The following is a 16006-nucleotide window of genomic DNA, read 5'->3' as shown; positions in this document are numbered from 1 at the left end:
TTCGTCGAGCAGGGCACGCGGGAAGAACTGCTGGCCCTGTGCGGCCTCGATGTGCAAGGACTCATCCGCCGCATCGAAACGTTCTGCGCTTAAAATACTTCTCTGGATTTTGACGGGAACACTTGCAGGGCGAATTTATTCGCCCTGCAATTGAAGAGTCACCGTCGCTATCCCAAGCAATCCTCCATAAAAGCTTTAACCGCGTCCGTCACGGCTAAAGCACTGATCATCACCAAACTTTAAAATAACCTCAGTTCGGGATAAGAGTTTGCGCCAAAGGTAACAAATCAAGCTCACGCAGATTGAGAGCCGGCTTTTTCTCTTGATAAGAGTAAGCCACTAAGCCTGCGAGAGTATTTGACAGATAATTGGTCAACGAACGATGCCGCGAATGCTCGAGATCGCCAATATTCTTGAGCTGGTCATTGATGGTTTCGATGATACTGCGCTTGCGCAGCAGTAGTTTATCAAAGGCATCCATGGCCTGAGCTTTCATGTTCTTTTTCAAGGTGGTAATCAGTTTAATATCTTGGCCGGCCAACAGCTGGGTTAATTTTTTGGAAATATAGCCTCGGTCGCCGAACAGCTTGCCGGTCAATGATTTCACCAATTTGGGTACCGGTTTTCTATCATCGACATTGCCGGCGGTGATACAAAATGACAGAATCTCGCCCTGGTCATTAACGATCAGATGCAATTTGAAGCCATAAAACCAGCCGGTCGATGACTTGCCGCGCCCCGCTTCCTTGACGAAGGTTTTGTGCCGGGGAATACGGATATTCTTGCAGACTTTCAGAGGCGTAGAATCAATAAAAGCGATGCCTGCCGAGACGCCGCGACGACTGTTCATAAAGGCGGTAATCGGCGCCAACAGTTCTGGCATCAGTTCGATAAAGCGGTTATAGCTCAACAGGTTAGGAAACTCAGCTTGCCAATAGCATTGTACGTGCTTCAGGTAAAACCATTTGAAGGTTCGAAAGCCTGACTGATGATAAGCCACTAAAATCGTGATCATTTCGCTATAACTCATTCGATGCGGGCGATGGCGTTTCTTCTCGCCTTGAATGAGTTGATTTTTTTGCCATTCAACTATAAGGGTTCGGCAAAAATCGTCCACATCGCAGAATAAGTGTGTGTGTTCATCAGTAGCAGGTTTTTTGTTTGAGAAAGTTAGCGTCGAAAACTTATTTTCTCTTTTTATAACAAAAACCTGCTTCTTTTTCTTATCCCGAACTCAGGTTAATTAACAATGCCCTTCATTTCACTATCCCATTTTGACAAGTCGTACTGCAAGGACCTTTCCATATTTTTGGAGCAAACATCGCATCCACCGGCGTATGGAACAGGTGGTTGGTATGATTGCTCAAGGTTTTGACGGCAATGGCCAGGAGATCTCCAGAATCTGCCGTTCGCCATATCCGGCGGCAAGAAAGGCCTCGACATCACGGGTTTGCGGCAAAGCGCGCTGCTCGACCATCACCCGGGTAAACTTGGCCAAGGCTGACAGTTTCTCATCAGGAATTTCTGTATCGTTGCGGATGGCATCAGTCACTGCACCCGATACATTCGACAGCTTATCGGCAGCAAGACTGTGTCCAGCCATGCAATACTCACAACCATTCAGTCGGCTGATAGTCAGGAACACGACCTCCTGTTCGACCGGAGTGAAGCCGGATTCCGCCCAGAAAGCCGCATAGCCCAGCTGGTACATACCAAACAGCCCTGGCGAATTGGCTATCCTTAAATACATGTTCGGGATAAAGCCTAATTTCTCCTGAGCCTACTGAAGTCCCGTTCTGGCTTTCGGCGCAGCATCTTCAATCGTTTTTGCTGTCAACTTCAATTGATAGTCTGCCAGCATGATTTTTCCCATAATATGCTTATAAAATTTTCTTGTTCTTCCTCTGTAAGAAGGAAGAGATCATCCATGGACACCGAGAGAGGCTTGTTGCGAGCTGCTCAGAAATTCATCCAGCTTTCTGAACATCCGCTTCATCATCATGGTCATCACGGGGTTCATGAACAGCGCATCCATAATCTTGCCGAAGATACCCCATGTGGTCGTGTATTCGATATCGATATAGACTTCCGACGTTTCCGTCCCGGTAGCGCGCACGCCGAAAGTAGCCAAAGAACGCTTCATCAATGACATGGTCGTTTCATAGATATCAACGGTATAGGACTGATTTTCCTGCCAGTCCAGCACCCGCTCTTTGAGCTGAAAGCCACCCATGTTCATTTCGCAGACGCGTACCGCCCCAACGCCGCAGCTCCGTTCGCCCTCGATATAAGAGCGACCGATCATCGGATGGATACGGTGAATGTTCCCGTAATCCTTGAGCCATTTCCATACCTGATTCGCAGGGTGGTTGAAGGTTTGCTTAAGATGAATTTGTCCCATGATTTTTTCCTTATCTGAATTAGAGAGTGCCTGGATTTACTGCGCTGGAAATTCCTATTGCCGGGAATTTTCTGAACAATCCTGCTCGTCAACATTGAATTGCGTTATAGTGAGCGGTTGATGGATTAAGGTTAATGAATTCCGGACCATTGGCCCATGCTCAGGATTCCGGAATTGATGTGCGTTCGTACGGGAGAAGGATTTGGATGCGTTGACTTTACTGATCAATGGCTTGAATTTGCGGGCCAAACTTGCTTATTCAGGCGGTTTTTGTGGCCGTTGGCTGATCGATCACAACTCTCAGCACTCGATCTGGTTTCATCTGGTCGGCAAGGGGAAGAGCTGGGTGCATTCGCTCAGTTGGCAAGCTCCGCTTATGCTGGAAGACGGCGATTTGGCTTTGTTCCTGCCGCATGCGGCAAGGCATTATCTTTCCTATAGCAGTGATTATCTACCGGCTGACTCGACAGACACTATAGCCACGACTTGGGAGGCAGGAGATACCGGGTTTGTCTGTGGAGAAATTGAGCTGGGCATGCCGAAATCAGCGTTATGGCAAGCGTTGCCTGCTGAAATTGTGATCAGAAAAGCTCAGGCCGGCGAGATACTGGGCAGGTTGATCGAGCTGATTGTCAGTGAGTCCGCCGGCAACCGCTTTGGCAGCGGCTCCGTTGTTGAACGACTCTGCGACAGCATTTTTATCTTAGTAGTGCGCTATTGTCTTGAAGAAGGCCTGATACATCAGGGCGTGTTTGTAGCCATGCAGGACAGCCGGCTGGAAACCGTGCTCAGGCTGATGCATCAGGAGCCCTGGCAGTCCTGGACGCTTGCCGAACTCTGCTCCCGGGCAGGCATCTCCAAAACGGTACTTTCTGAAAAATTCGCCGAGCTTGTTGGGGCTTCGCCTATCGAATACCTGGTTTCATGGCGCATGCAGATCGCTGCACGCTGGTTGAAAGAGCCCGGCATGACCATAGAGCGGGTCGCGGAGCGCTGCGGTTATGATTCAGCGCCAGCTTTCAGCAAGGCCTTCAAGCGGTCTTTCGGAATCTCCCCTGGCCTATATCGGCGTGGATGGCATGAAACGAACGATCAGGTATAGCCGCTCGCGTTTGAAAATGATCAGCGTAGTAGCTAACCCAATATTTTGTGTAAGGTTTCGTGATTATCCTACGACTGAAAATATATTGTCGTATTACTCAAGGAGAGCTCCCATGCGCACAAGCTTCTTATTCACCCGTGTTTACGCTTTGGCTTATGCTTATTGCGGCAGAACTAATTGCATAGGTTTCACGAGTTTGTTCGGCGACATATCGGGCCGCCATGCCAGTACTGTTAGGGCGGCCGGCGCATGTTGTTGAAAGCCGGGATTAGATCCTCTAGTCAATTAACCGAAGCCCTGCTGGCCGAGCATCGGCCGGTGCTGTTCCGCTATGCCTTGCTGCAACTGCGCGATGATGAACTGGCCGACGATGCCGTGCAAGAGACCTTATTGGCCGCCTGGCAATCAGCATCGGCGTTTGAGGGCAAAGCCGGATTGCGGACCTGGCTGATCGGCATCCTGAAACACAAAATCGCCGACCACTGGCGGCGTAGCGGCCGGGAAATCGTCACCTCGGACATCGGCTTTGGCGAGGCCGACGAAAGTGATGGCGACGAAGTCGATTTTTTCATGAGCAGCGGCCAATGGAACGGCGGCCCGAGGGCCTGGAACGATCCGGAAGCAGCCCTCAAGCAGCAGGAATTTTGGGCCATCTACGAAACATGCCAGAGCAATCTGCCGCCAAAAATGGGCCGAGTCTTCATGCTGCGGGAACTGGTTGGCCTGGAAGCCGACGAGGTCTGCCGCGAAACCGGCCTCAGCGATGCCAATTACTGGGTCATCATGCATCGTGCCCGGCTGCGGCTGCGCGAATGTCTGGAAATCCGCTGGTTCAATCAATCGAAACAAAAAAAGGAGAAGCGACATGCGTAGCTGCCGCGACATTACGGCGCTGGTATCCCAGGGCCTGGACAGAAAACTCAGCTTAGGCGAACGCCTGAAAATCAATTTGCATATAATGATGTGTTCCCGCTGCCGCAGCTTCCAGCGCCAGACCCGGTTCATCCGTACGGCCGCCCGGCGCTATACCGAGCACTTGCAAAGCCGCGCGGGCAAAAAAACATTAAGCAAATGACAAAGCAGGTCATATGGCAGTCCACGCTAACCTGTCCGGTGTGCGGTTACCGAAAAACCGAGACCATGCCCCGCAATGCCTGCCAGTGGTTTTATGAATGTCAGGGCTGCCATACCTTGCTGAAACCGAAGCCGGGCGATTGCTGCGTATTCTGCTCCTATGGCAGCGTTGCCTGTCCGCCGATTCAACTGAGTGACGGACAGGCCGGTTGCTGCAGATAATACTGTTCCCGATTCAGAACCTGTTTCTTAAACGCTGCAGCCAAGTTGTGCCGCTGCTTTCTGCCGCCGGCAAATACGGCAGCGATTCATCCAGCAAGCAAGCCAATCCTGCACTGTGCCTCTTTGTCCGATGGGCTTCAGGTAGTTTGCCCTATTGTTTTTTCAGGCTATTGCTGAAACCGTGCGTATCGTCAATATCACCAATGCCTTCAGCGCCATGAGCAAGCCCCGGCCCTGCCACAAAAGTAGGCCTGCAATGCCAGAGGATGGCATTGTTATGCCAATGAATGATATCAGCAGGCCGAAAAAATTTGTAAGGAATTAAAAAACTGTTCCGACTGATAGAGCAGGAAGGCACTATTGCTTGTCCTGATCACTTCAAATATCAAACACTCGGAGAGTCTTTATGAATAAAAAAACCTTATCCCTGACTTTGAGCAGCGCCCTGGCTTCGACTTTGTTGAGCACAGCGCCCGCTATTCAAGCCGGCAAAAATCCGTTTGCGATGTCCACCATTAATCCTGCTCAACAACTGGCAGCCGCCGATGCTAAATCCGCTGAAGCCGGTTGCAGTGGCAAAGTGGCCGAAGGTAAGTGCGGCGAAGGCAAATGTGGCGCCAACAAGACGAAAAGCGCCGAAGGCGGTTGCAGCGGCAAAATGCCGGAAGCCGGCTGTAGCGGCAAAATGACCGAAAGCAGCTGCGGCGCCAAAACCAAGCAGTAAGCCGGAGCAACTGCCGATGATCATTCCCAATCCTTTTGGTCTGGCCGGCTCCGGTCTGGGGCTACGCCGTGCGCTGTTGCCGGCGCTACAAGCCGATGTGCCGGACAACATCGATTTTTTCGAAGTCTCGCCGGAAAACTGGGTGGGCATCGGCGGTCAGCTGGGCAAGCAGTTTCGCCGCCTGACCGAGCGCTACCGCTTTGTGGCGCACGGTCTGGCGTTATCGCTGGGCGGGCCGGCACCGTTGGATACCGCCTTTTTACGCGATCTGAAACAATTTCTCGACCATCATAATTTTGCTTTGTACACCGAGCACCTGAGTTTTTGCAGCGACGAGGGGCATTTGTACGATTTATACCCAATTCCTTTTACTGAACAAGCGGTCAGACATGTCGCAGACCGCATTCGCCTGACTCAGGATCTGCTTGAGCGACGTATCGCACTGGAGAATGCTTCGTACTACCTTCAGCCGCCGCAGGCGGAGATGGATGAACTAACCTTCATAAATGCCGTACTGAGCGAGGCCGATTGCCATCTGCATCTGGATGTCAACAACATTTACGTCAACAGCGTCAATCACGGCTACGATCCGGTGGCGTTTTTACGCGGCTTGCCGGGCAAGCGCATCGTCTACGGGCATGTCGCCGGCCATGATACGGAGCCTTCCGGCTTGATCATCGACACACATGGTCAGAATGCTATCGAGCCGGTATGGGATTTACTGGCCGAAGCCTATCGTTGCTTTGGCGTGCTTCCAACTTTGGTTGAGCGCGATAGCAACATCCCGCCGCTGGCCGAATTGACTTCAGAAGTTGAGCGCATACGTGCCTTGCAAAATCGTTATGTATATTGCCGTAGCACAGATGACATGAAGGAGGAGGCAGCATGAACCAGACACCGCTATTTCAACAACAGCAACGGCAATTTCTGCATTATCTGCGCCAGCCGTGGGTAGCCCAATCTCCTGCTGGATTTACGCCGGAACGCCTGGCTGTGTATGCCGATCTGCTTTACAACAAATTCGACGAAAGCTTGACGGCCTGCTTTCCAGTCATTCATCGCATCCTGCCGCCCGATGACTGGCGGGCTTTGCTGCTGGATTTTATCGCCGAACATCGTTGCCTATCCCCGTATTACCGGCAGATTCCTGATGAATTCGTGCAGTATCTGCAGCAGGAACGCGATCATGTCAATGATTTACCCTTTCTGGCAGAGCTGGCGCACTTTGAGTGGATCGAACTACAGCTATCAATCGCCGAGAGTGAATCGATTACGAGCAAGCCGCTGACCAGCGGGCAATTACTATCCGGTGTGCCAGTGTTTACGCCGGCCATACAGCTGCTGCATTACCAGTGGCCGGTGCAGAACATAGGGCCAAACGCCCTGCTCACTGAACCACCCGCTACGACCACCCATATCCTCGGCTTTCGCAATAGCAACGATCAGGTACGATTCATCGCTCTCAGCCCGGCCACAGCCCATTTGATCGAGCTGTTAGGCGACGGTCTGACCGGCCAACAGGCGCTGCAGGCGATGAGAGGAGAGCTAACGCATACGCAGTTTATAGAATTGACCCGATTCGGCCTGAGCATATTGATTGATTTACACCGCCAAGGCGCTATTATCGACATTCGCCCCACAAGTCATCTGGAGCCTCACGCATGAACAATCTGACAACATCCCACCATGGCAGCCGCGCGGCCAGTCTAATTTCATCAGGCATCGAACAAGTTTGTGCCTTGCCTGGCAAGCTTTCCGGCTGGTTCGACCGCAATGCGTACGGCTTGGCGCCGATCTTTCTGAGGTTACTGCTGGCTTATGAATTCGGCGAAGCCGGTCTGGAAAAACTCAAAGGTGAAAACTGGTTTGCCGATGTGAGTTTTCCATTTCCCTTCAATCTGCTAACCGCCGATTTCAATTGGACCCTGGCGACCGGCCTGGAGATCATCGCCCCGCTTGCGCTAATCCTGGGCTTCATGACCCGGTTCTTCAGCGCCGCATTGATGGTGCTGACTGTGGTAGCCATCGCTGTCGTACACTGGCCTGCCGAATGGCATACGCTGACCGAGTTATGGAAGGGTTACGCTATCACAGACCAGGGTTATGGCAATTTTAAACTACCGCTGATGTACTTTTTGATGCTGGCCACGTTATTGTTCAGCGGCGCCGGACGGTTAAGCGTCGATGCCTGGCTGCGTTTTCGCTTATGCCAGAGGTTAGAACACTCCTGAAGTTAGCTGTCAGGCAGGCGGGCGCCCAGCATGGCTACCGCATCAAGGACCTGGCGGAGCAACTGGATGCGAAATCCGCCGACATCAAAGCATTGTTCAACAATAATTTCCGCCCCCGGCTCCAGGGCCAGCAAATACAGGGCTTGCATGGCCCGATCGCCCATCGTTGGGATACTCAACGGCTGTTGCTTGCCGTTTTTCTTGGGGATATAAATGCGCCGCAAGGGCTGAGCCTGATAGCCTCTGCGCCTTAAAGCCAAAGCGGCTTTCAATTTCTGCTGCGGCATCTTCCAAGTGACGCCATCGATACCGGCCATATGCCGGCCACGGTTTTGCCCAATCCGTCTGACGGCTAACAGCTTCGCCGCCAACGAATGGGTGAGCAGCCATTGTAAAGCTTTCACTTTACCCCAGCGCTGCTCTCGGGTTGCCTTTGCAATACACAGCTGCAGCCGTCTCACCTGCATTGCCACAGCCTGCCAATCGACGGCATCCCATGATAATGCGGCTGAGGATGCACCAACAGGCATCGCTGCCGTCATCATTTGCTTTTCCTCATAAGGTCGGTTCTACCTCTTCTCTTGCAATAAAAGACCCGTCGGACGTGGGCGCACTTTCGTGCCGGGTAACATTTAAACCCGTATCCGTACCATTACAGCACGGCCTTCGCTTCTTTTGACATCCCAAGCCCGCACCGCCCTAGGCGTACCTCACGGCACGCTGTCCCGGCCAAGGCCGGGAGCGATACGGGGTTTCCACGTTTCCCTCGGGAAGTACGCCGGGTTAGACGCTTGCTGTCGACCCGGAAGCGTATGGGGCGCGAGAACGCAGCAACTAAACGTTCTGCCCGCCTCCCGTACCTTTTTTGCTCAAGCGTATCAACCACTTCCGCTTGTCATTAATAACGGTCTTTATCACAGGTTCAGATATCTTCACCATACTAGCTATCTGGCACTCACCTGGTTTATGGTTACCAGGAGGGTGCGCCTCTCGCGATTTGCACCCCGCACGACTCTCACCATGCTTCGTTACGTTGTCAGGGCAGGTCTTGATTCATGCCCTTAGATTCACCCAGTGACACGGGTAGTTTCCGATAACCTTGTGGAAACAACTTCTCTAAGCGACTTCGTGTCGCAAAGTCACAATTAATTTGAGCCGAAAATCGGGATAATTGCGAGCCCGACCATTTTCAAATGCAAGCCATTATAATTAGCCATAATTATCATAACCTTGCAACAAGACCGTATCTCCCGGCCTAACCGCTGGCAACATATTCCCTTTAGTTAATCCGTCTTCTACAACCATAAATAATAGCACCATCCCGATTGAACCTAGCTTTCCGTATCCGACACTAAACATTAAGCACTATCCTATAATTAGGCCTTCTCATGACCGAAACTTTGTATCCCTCTCTGGAAGCCTTGCTGACAGCCGTGCGCAATTGCCGAGCATGCGAGCAGTATCTGCCGCTTGGCCCGCGCCCTGTGCTGCGCGCCGAGGCAACGGCTCGCATTCTCATCGTGGGTCAGGCACCGGGAACGCGCGTGCATGCGACCGGCATTCCGTGGAACGATCCGAGCGGCGAGCGCCTGCGCGCGTGGATGGGCATAGACAAGGACCTGTTTTACGATGCCTCGCATATCGCGATCATCCCCATGGGCTATTGTTATCCCGGACGCGGAAAAAGCGGCGATTTGCCGCCGCGCCGTGAATGCGCGGACTTATGGCTGAACCGATTGCTGGCCGAACTGCCCCGGATTGAATTGACGCTGCTTGTCGGCCAATATGCCCAGCGGCACTTTCTAGGCAGTCGCTGCAAGCCGTCGTTGACCGAAACCGTCAGAAATTGGCAGGCATATGCGCCGCAGTATCTGCCCTTGCCTCATCCATCGCCGCGCAATACGTTATGGCTCAAGCGGAATCCCTGGTTTGAGCAACAGCTTCTGCCTGTCCTGCGCGCGAGAATCAGAGCGCTTTATGCTTGCGAAGAAATTGAGGCATGATTCTCAACCTGTCATATTGACCATAGGGCATTCCACCCGCCCTGTGGAAACATTCATCGAGCTGCTCAAGACTCACTCGGTGACTCATCTTATTGACGTGCGCACCGTGCCGCGTTCGCGCCACAATCCGCAATTCAATCAAGACATTTTTTCCGAAGCGCTTGAATCCGCTGGCATTCACTATACGCACGCCACCGGTTTGGGAGGTTTCCGCCGCACGAGCCCGGAATCCCCTAACCAAGGCTGGCGGAACGACTCATTCCGCGGTTTCGCCGACTACATGCAGACTGAGCAATTTGCTGACAATCTGGCTGAACTTATCAGGCAGGCAAAGCAGGAACGCATCGCCTTGATGTGCGCCGAAGCCGTGCCGTGGCGCTGTCACCGATCGCTGATTGCCGATGCGCTGACGGTACGCGGCATTCGCGTCGAGGAAATCGTCAGTAAAACAAGCCGGCAACTGCATGTGCTGACCCCGTTTGCTAAGGTTGAAGGTACGGCAATTACCTATCCGCCTTATGAGTAGATTTGCCCCCGCCCCGTTTCAGTCAATCACATTTTATTCCGTCATGAGAATTATTTTTTACTGTCCAGATAAAAACCCGATGCGTTATATCTAATCATTGTCATGTGCGGTATCAGTTTAAGTCTGTACCATTGCAATTCCGTCTCAAATAATCAGGAATATTTATGTCGCGGCTCAGTGATTACTTCGATTACAAAGTGGATAAAAACGGCAATACTTATGTGGAAGTGACCGCCCGCGGCATTATCCTGCTGCGGCTGTCGCCGACCAATAAAGGCACCGCCTTTACTGAGCAAGAACGCATCGAACTCGGCCTTGACGGATTGCTTCCGCCGCAGGTGACCACTCTTGAAATTCAGGTAGACCGTTTATACGCCAATTTTCGAAGACAGCTTGATGACATTTCAAAATATCAGTTCCTTAGAGCCGTTCAGGAACGTTCCGAGGTGCTTTTCTACGCGCTGCTCGAGCGACACCTGGAAGAGATGGCGCCGATTGTCTATACGCCGACAATCGGTCTGGCGGTGCAGCAATTCAGCAAGATCTATACGACGGCTCGCGGCCTGACCTTGTCTGCCCAAAATATAGACCGGGTTGAAACCATCCTCGACAATTATCCCTGGCACGATATCCGGATGATCGTCGTTACGGATGCATCCGCCATACTGGGCATCGGCGATCAGGGCATGGGCGGATTGAGCATTTGCGTGGGAAAACTGGCGCTCTACACGGTCGGGGGCGGGCTCTGCCCTTTTCAGACTCTGCCGGTCAATCTGGACGTGGGTACGGACCGGCCAGAATTGCTCGAAGATCCTCGTTATCTGGGCGTGCACGAAAACCGCCTGTGGGGCCAGTCCTACTTTGAGCTGGTGGATAAATTCGTCAGGGCCGTGCAAAAAAAATGGCCTAAAGCCATCATTCAATGGGAAGACTTCGCCAAAAATGTCGCGTTTGACGTGCTGCAACGATACCGGAACCAAATTCCCTGCTTTAACGATGATATTCAGGGTACAGGAGCTGTTGCGCTCGCGGGGCTGTTATCGGCTTGCCGCAAAAAAGGCGAATCCCTTTCCGGACAGATTGTCGTTGTGGTCGGCGCCGGCGCCGGCGGCGTCGGCGTCGCCAGCGCGATCCAGGAGGGCATGGTGCGCGACGGCCTGAGCCGCGAGCAGGCTCGCCGGCAGATGTTCGTCATGGATGGCCGAGGGCTGGTTGTCGAAGGGATTACGACCGATGCTTACAAACTGCCGGTCGCGCAATTTGCCGACGTTTATGAAAACTGGCACATAACTGGCGAAGTTCCCAATCTCATGGAAGTCGTGAGCAATGCCGGACCCACCGTCCTGATCGGGCTCTCGGGCATGCCGGGGTTATTCAATGAACCCATCATCAAAGCCATGGCCCGGAATACCCGGCAACCCGTCATCTTCCCGCTGTCGAACCCGACAGCCAATTGCGAAGCCATTCCCGAAGATATCATTGCCTGGACGCAAGGACAGGCGATAGTCGCGACGGGCAGCCCATTTGCCGATGTTGAATATGGCAATCACAGCTACCCTGTCGGCCAGGGCAATAATGCCTTTATTTTCCCCGGCCTGGGCTTTGCCGCCGTGTTGGGGGAATGTTCGCGGATTACCGATGCCATGGTGCTTGAGTCCGCCTATGCGCTGGCCGATTACACGGCGGCGCATTATCTTGCATCCGGCCAGATTTATCCGCCCATTGCAGATCTGCGTAAAGTCAGCATCGTCGTTGCGGCGCGCGTACTGGCCAGAGCGCTTGAAGACGGTTCATCCGGACGCCAGGGCCTGGACGGGATCGATCTTGAAGCTTATGTGCGTTCCAGATTCTGGAAAGCCGAACACCTGCCGTTCATCTATTCGCCTCCGAATAAATAAGATCTTCACATCCTTCGAGTCAGGAGGTTTTCATAACATTGGATGTTGACAAACAATATCCAGTCAAATAGATACCGCGGTCTTCCTACTCGCCCAATGCATACCATCACCGAGAAACTCAGTAGCAGAAAAATGCTGTACATTACAAATGATAATGATTATCATTTGTAAAACAAAAATGAGGGCCTGCTGATGAGATTTTTATTTTCCTTTTTTAGACCGCCCCTAACCGTAAAGCTGGAAATCGAACCGGAATGTCTGGCCTCTTTAATGGAAAAAGGGCAAATTCATGCTACAGATTTCAGATGCCTGGACCTCGGTTCAAAACAAATCGTCTGGAAAATGCTGCTGTCGCTTACCAAGTCGAAAATCGATAAAGGCGTTAAGTAAATTCAATAAAACTGCTTCATATGGCTGAATGATTCCTTATTTATAACTCAAAGGTCCCAAACTTATGACTAAAAAGCCCTGTAACCACGAATATCTGGCGACAAGCGACACCGATGCTGTCTTGATTTGCCGAGAATGCGGAGTGGTGTATCTGCATATGCAAAACATATCGTTGCGTTTCAACGTGAAGCAATTCTCTAAATTCACAGCAATGATGGCGGAAGCATCGAAGAAACTTAGCTCAGATTCCGCTGAGCAACCGCGCAAGCGCCCGACGCTTACCTTGGTTCATTAATAGGGCTACACTAGGGCGGTTATCTTTTAGTTGGAAAGATAACCTGAATGCCTGAAGAAGTTCAGGCATTCGTCGGCCTGAAAGCGATCCATTAATTGCCCGACCGTGCGCCAGAGCATTTCATAAGTGCGTTCCGCCTTGGGCAGGAGTGCCTTCAGCCTGGCGAAGACCTGCTTGATCGGATTCAGGTCATGATTATAAGGCGGCAGATATTTAATCGTCCTCCCTTGTGCTGCAATACGATCGCCGGGCTTTAAAGTCGGTCTCAGTTGTAAGCGCAGATATTCCTTGAAGGCCTCCCCTGCCATGGCCTGATCCACACACCAGGGCGCCGCGATCCGATCGGCACGCAAGCCGGCAATCAAGGTCATGGTTTGCCAACGACTTGCCGGGGCCGCATCCCGACACCGAGCACCACCCAAGGCCCGTCCATAGCGACGGATCATGTCCGTAGATAGCCCGGTTTCGCTCAGAAACACTAGCTGAAAAAGATCACAGTGTTGTTGCCTGGCTTGCCATTGCTCACGGGCTGCCGCGACATCCTTGCGCTGCAGCTCATGGCGACGAGCGTTTTTTATAGCGATAACCCAGCTTGTGCCGGATAAACTTATCAATGGCCGAAATCGAAACGCTTAAGCTTTATTCATTTTCCAGCCAATTCTGCAGTTCCCTCAGGGTTATTGACGGACTATGCGCTAGCTGTTCCCTGATGACGGCTTCATAAGTTTCCAACAGGGCAACCGGATAACCACCGATTGGCTTGCTCTAAACGCTGCCGGTGTTTTTCCAGAGTTAATGCACTTTCGAGACAAGGCCCGGGCCACTGATAGTGTACGCCGACTTCACGCGTGGTTTTGCCGCTTTTAAAGGCCATCACGACACGCAAGCGAAATCTTCTAAATAAGGGGCGGCATCTTCGGGTCTCTCTAGCATCGATAAAACTCCATATTTAACTCTACCGGGTGATTTCAAGTAACAGATGATTGCTCTAAAACCGGTGGTTTACGGCAGGAAACTATCAAAGCTGCCGAAGAATATCGGGGATGCTGCTTTTATTGCAATGTTTTAACGTAGCTTAGCTCAAACATTATTTTTCCATTTTTATCGGGAAGCTGCTTCAACTGACCTGTGTAGGAAACTGTGGCATTCAAGCTATCAATATTTGTTATCTGGGGTACCTCCAGAAGTCCATTATCATATGAGTAATAAGGTATTGACTCTACCAGTGAAAAATCATTAATCGATATTTCGTCAAGTCTTGTCACTTCGAAGTTACTCTCACTTGTTTGCTGCAAATGGGCCGCATAAAACTTGTCCGGTCTGTTCTTGCCTTCCAGCCTGACGTAGGGAAGTTCAATAAGCCCTTTTTGTGCCGAATAGGTCGCTTTTTCCTGTAATTGATAACCATCTGTCAATGTCCGCAAAAATGCGACGATGGCATCGACTTCCTCATCCGTTAACTTCAGGTCTCCCAATTCATCAGCATTGACATTTTCTGCCACTTCAGGGGCTGGCCATTTTCTGTCAACATCTCTGGTATTGTAAAAATTCACCGCTTCTTTTAGATCGGAGAAGAAGCCGTTGTGCATATAAGGCGCCGTTTTCTCGACATTGCGTAATGACGGCACTTTGAATTTGCCATTTTCAGTCGCACTGCCTACTGTTTTTCCCAGGCCCAGATCAATGAAATCAGCACCTTTTAAAGCTAAAATCTTTGGATTGGAAGGCACTCCCAGATTATCGTAGGTGAAATCGGTAAACAGCGGCGGCAGGCCATTTTCAGTTTTACTGATATGGCAGGCGGCGCAATTGCCCTTGTTTTCATCTTCAAATAATTCCAGTCCTTTTTGCTCTTGTTCAGACAAGGCGACACGGCCCGCTAAAAAATAATCATACTTGGAGGTAAACCGGTTAAAACTTGCTGTGTTCTCAAATGCGACGATGGCCTGAGCCACTTTGTCGTAGGCTTTGGCCGTATCATCAAGCGTATCTTTACCATACACCTGCTCAAACAGTTGAACATAGTCTGACTTGCGGATTTTCTCAATCACGCTGCGCTCATCAGCATTGTTCATTTCATCCGGATTCAAAAAAGGGCCTTTGGCCTGCTCTATTAAATTAGCTGCCCGGCCATCTAAAAATTGACCGCCTATATACAATCCTTCCTGTTCGTCAAAGTGGAACTGCGGAGCGAATGCCGAATACGCTGCCGACGGTGCGTTGCGAGTGCCCGTACGCTTGGACACAGCCCCCAAGGAAACAGGTGAGTTTGTTATCGGGTCGCTGAATGCCGCTTTGATGTCATGACAGCTCGCACAAGCCTGACCGGCAGGCGATGACAGGTTTTTATCAAAAAATATTTTTTCGCCTAGCTGTTGCTCCAAGGTGAGTTTCTTTTTTTCCGCCAGATTCAGTGTTGTGGTTTCGGCCATAGTCTGCTGCGCATAACTGACCAGAATTATAGTCATGCCAAGCATGACCCGTCGGTTGTGAATCATCGTTCCCCCTTTTATTAAATACCATACAAATAAATGATAATGATTATCATTTGCTTTGTAAAGAAGAGCCATTTTTGTTACTTCGTAAAAATGAACGATGCATGGCCAGTGGCCCTGAGGACTGATTTCGGCTGCCGGCAGACACTCTATGAATCGGCGGAATGTCAATCAATAGCGTCAAAGCTAACTGGCAAAAAATTCTATCGGATGGTTTTTTATGAAAACCGATTGTTGAGAATAGTACGGTATATGAATCGCGGTGTAGGTGCGAATTCATTCGCACTGCCTGCCGATACCAACATCTGGTACGTTCCAAATCATGAATTCGCCCTACAACTGCGTAAGAAACCGATACGAATCAAGCCGTGTCATTATTGTCAGATACCGGTCAAAACACTATGGATAATTCAGCCGAATGCTGGAGTCTTCTCAGAAAACATGTAATTCCCAGACGTTGTCACTAAACCTAGAGCAATAAAAATCACTTGCAATAGAAAATGATAATCATTATCATTTGAATGAGGCGATAATTTGACCTCTCGCTGCTTTCGTTTAACGCGCCTGCTGCACGACAGCGCGCGTTAAACCCTTTTTTCAATCGACTACAAACCGAGGAGTTTTATGCCTGAACAACCATCTACT

At 51.1% G+C, this 16006-nt stretch carries 19 protein-coding genes; 13 read left to right on the top strand and 6 right to left on the bottom strand.

Annotation, left to right across the window (positions count from 1 at the left end):
- Positions 1–250: 250 nt before the first annotated feature.
- The 3 genes from IT781_RS19935 to IT781_RS19925 form a co-directional block, all read right to left on the bottom strand.
- Positions 251–1117 carry an IS982 family transposase gene (locus IT781_RS19935; protein WP_194971928.1) on the bottom strand — a complete coding sequence of 289 codons (867 nt, stop codon included), beginning with the start codon at positions 1115–1117 and terminating at the stop codon, positions 251–253.
- Between the two features lie 246 nt (positions 1118–1363).
- Positions 1364–1750 (bottom strand): carboxymuconolactone decarboxylase family protein, encoded by a 387-nt coding sequence (locus IT781_RS22525; RefSeq protein WP_228779300.1) that lies wholly within the window; start codon positions 1748–1750, stop codon positions 1364–1366.
- A 171-nt stretch (positions 1751–1921) separates the two neighbouring features.
- On the bottom strand, positions 1922–2401 hold the full coding sequence (locus IT781_RS19925) for an SRPBCC family protein (protein ID WP_194971927.1): 480 nt from the start codon (positions 2399–2401) through the stop codon (positions 1922–1924).
- A gap of 202 nt (positions 2402–2603) precedes the next feature.
- Between IT781_RS19925 and IT781_RS19920 the strand changes: the two genes are divergently transcribed.
- The 8 genes from IT781_RS19920 to IT781_RS19890 all read left to right on the top strand — a co-directional run bounded on the left by IT781_RS19920 (position 2604) and on the right by IT781_RS19890 (position 7754).
- Positions 2604–3503 (top strand): AraC family transcriptional regulator, encoded by a 900-nt coding sequence (locus IT781_RS19920; RefSeq protein ID WP_194971926.1) that lies wholly within the window; start codon positions 2604–2606, stop codon positions 3501–3503.
- A gap of 249 nt (positions 3504–3752) precedes the next feature.
- On the top strand, positions 3753–4376 hold the full coding sequence (locus tag IT781_RS19915) for a sigma-70 family RNA polymerase sigma factor (protein ID WP_194971925.1): 624 nt from the start codon (positions 3753–3755) through the stop codon (positions 4374–4376).
- On the top strand, positions 4369–4578 hold the full coding sequence (locus IT781_RS19910; RefSeq protein ID WP_194971924.1) for a zf-HC2 domain-containing protein: 210 nt from the start codon (positions 4369–4371) through the stop codon (positions 4576–4578). The genes IT781_RS19915 and IT781_RS19910 overlap by 8 nt, the downstream gene beginning before the upstream one ends.
- Positions 4575–4799, top strand: a complete 225-nt coding sequence (locus tag IT781_RS22520; RefSeq protein WP_228779299.1) for a GDCCVxC domain-containing (seleno)protein — start codon at positions 4575–4577, stop codon at positions 4797–4799. Before IT781_RS19910 ends, IT781_RS22520 begins: the two co-directional genes overlap by 4 nt.
- A gap of 406 nt (positions 4800–5205) precedes the next feature.
- Positions 5206–5523, top strand: coding sequence for a hypothetical protein (locus IT781_RS19905; protein ID WP_194971923.1), 318 nt, complete (start codon positions 5206–5208; stop codon positions 5521–5523).
- A 16-nt stretch (positions 5524–5539) separates the two neighbouring features.
- Complete coding sequence (locus IT781_RS19900; RefSeq protein ID WP_194971922.1) at positions 5540–6412, top strand: DUF692 domain-containing protein; 873 nt, start codon at positions 5540–5542, stop codon at positions 6410–6412.
- Entirely contained in the window at positions 6409–7188 is a 780-nt protein-coding gene (locus tag IT781_RS19895; RefSeq protein WP_194971921.1) for a DUF2063 domain-containing protein, read from the top strand. The genes IT781_RS19900 and IT781_RS19895 overlap by 4 nt, the downstream gene beginning before the upstream one ends.
- Positions 7185–7754: a DoxX family protein gene (locus tag IT781_RS19890; protein ID WP_194971920.1), complete on the top strand. Its 570-nt coding sequence runs from the start codon at positions 7185–7187 to the stop codon at positions 7752–7754. The genes IT781_RS19895 and IT781_RS19890 overlap by 4 nt, the downstream gene beginning before the upstream one ends.
- Positions 7755–7756: 2 nt before the next feature.
- Here the strand turns inward: IT781_RS19890 and IT781_RS19885 are convergent, their stop codons facing one another.
- Positions 7757–8299: a reverse transcriptase N-terminal domain-containing protein gene (locus tag IT781_RS19885; RefSeq protein WP_228779298.1), complete on the bottom strand. Its 543-nt coding sequence runs from the start codon at positions 8297–8299 to the stop codon at positions 7757–7759.
- An 843-nt stretch (positions 8300–9142) separates the two neighbouring features.
- Here IT781_RS19885 and IT781_RS19880 point away from each other — a divergent pair.
- The 5 genes from IT781_RS19880 (at position 9143) to IT781_RS19860 (ending at position 12866) form a co-directional block, all read left to right on the top strand.
- Positions 9143–9757, top strand: a complete 615-nt coding sequence (locus IT781_RS19880; RefSeq protein ID WP_194971919.1) for a uracil-DNA glycosylase family protein — start codon at positions 9143–9145, stop codon at positions 9755–9757.
- Complete coding sequence (locus IT781_RS19875; RefSeq protein WP_194971918.1) at positions 9732–10283, top strand: DUF488 family protein; 552 nt, start codon at positions 9732–9734, stop codon at positions 10281–10283. Before IT781_RS19880 ends, IT781_RS19875 begins: the two co-directional genes overlap by 26 nt.
- Before the next feature lie 164 nt (positions 10284–10447).
- Positions 10448–12181, top strand: a complete 1734-nt coding sequence (locus IT781_RS19870; protein WP_194971917.1) for an NAD-dependent malic enzyme — start codon at positions 10448–10450, stop codon at positions 12179–12181.
- 192 nt (positions 12182–12373) lie between these two features.
- Positions 12374–12571: a hypothetical protein gene (locus IT781_RS19865; protein ID WP_194971916.1), complete on the top strand. Its 198-nt coding sequence runs from the start codon at positions 12374–12376 to the stop codon at positions 12569–12571.
- A gap of 64 nt (positions 12572–12635) precedes the next feature.
- Complete coding sequence (locus tag IT781_RS19860; RefSeq protein WP_194971915.1) at positions 12636–12866, top strand: hypothetical protein; 231 nt, start codon at positions 12636–12638, stop codon at positions 12864–12866.
- A 26-nt stretch (positions 12867–12892) separates the two neighbouring features.
- Here IT781_RS19860 and IT781_RS19855 read toward each other — a convergent pair whose 3' ends face one another.
- Both IT781_RS19855 and IT781_RS19850 read right to left on the bottom strand, forming a co-directional pair.
- Positions 12893–13480: a transposase gene (locus IT781_RS19855; protein ID WP_194971914.1), complete on the bottom strand. Its 588-nt coding sequence runs from the start codon at positions 13478–13480 to the stop codon at positions 12893–12895.
- Positions 13481–13918: 438 nt separating this feature from the next.
- Entirely contained in the window at positions 13919–15436 is a 1518-nt protein-coding gene (locus IT781_RS19850; protein WP_228779297.1) for a cytochrome-c peroxidase, read from the bottom strand.
- Between the last annotated feature and the right edge of the window lie 570 nt (positions 15437–16006).

The sequence above is a fragment of the Methylobacter sp. BlB1 genome, from assembly GCF_015476545.1.
Taxonomy (GTDB): Bacteria; Pseudomonadota; Gammaproteobacteria; order Methylococcales; family Methylomonadaceae; genus Methylobacter.
This window is presented reverse-complemented; position numbering and strand designations above follow the sequence as displayed.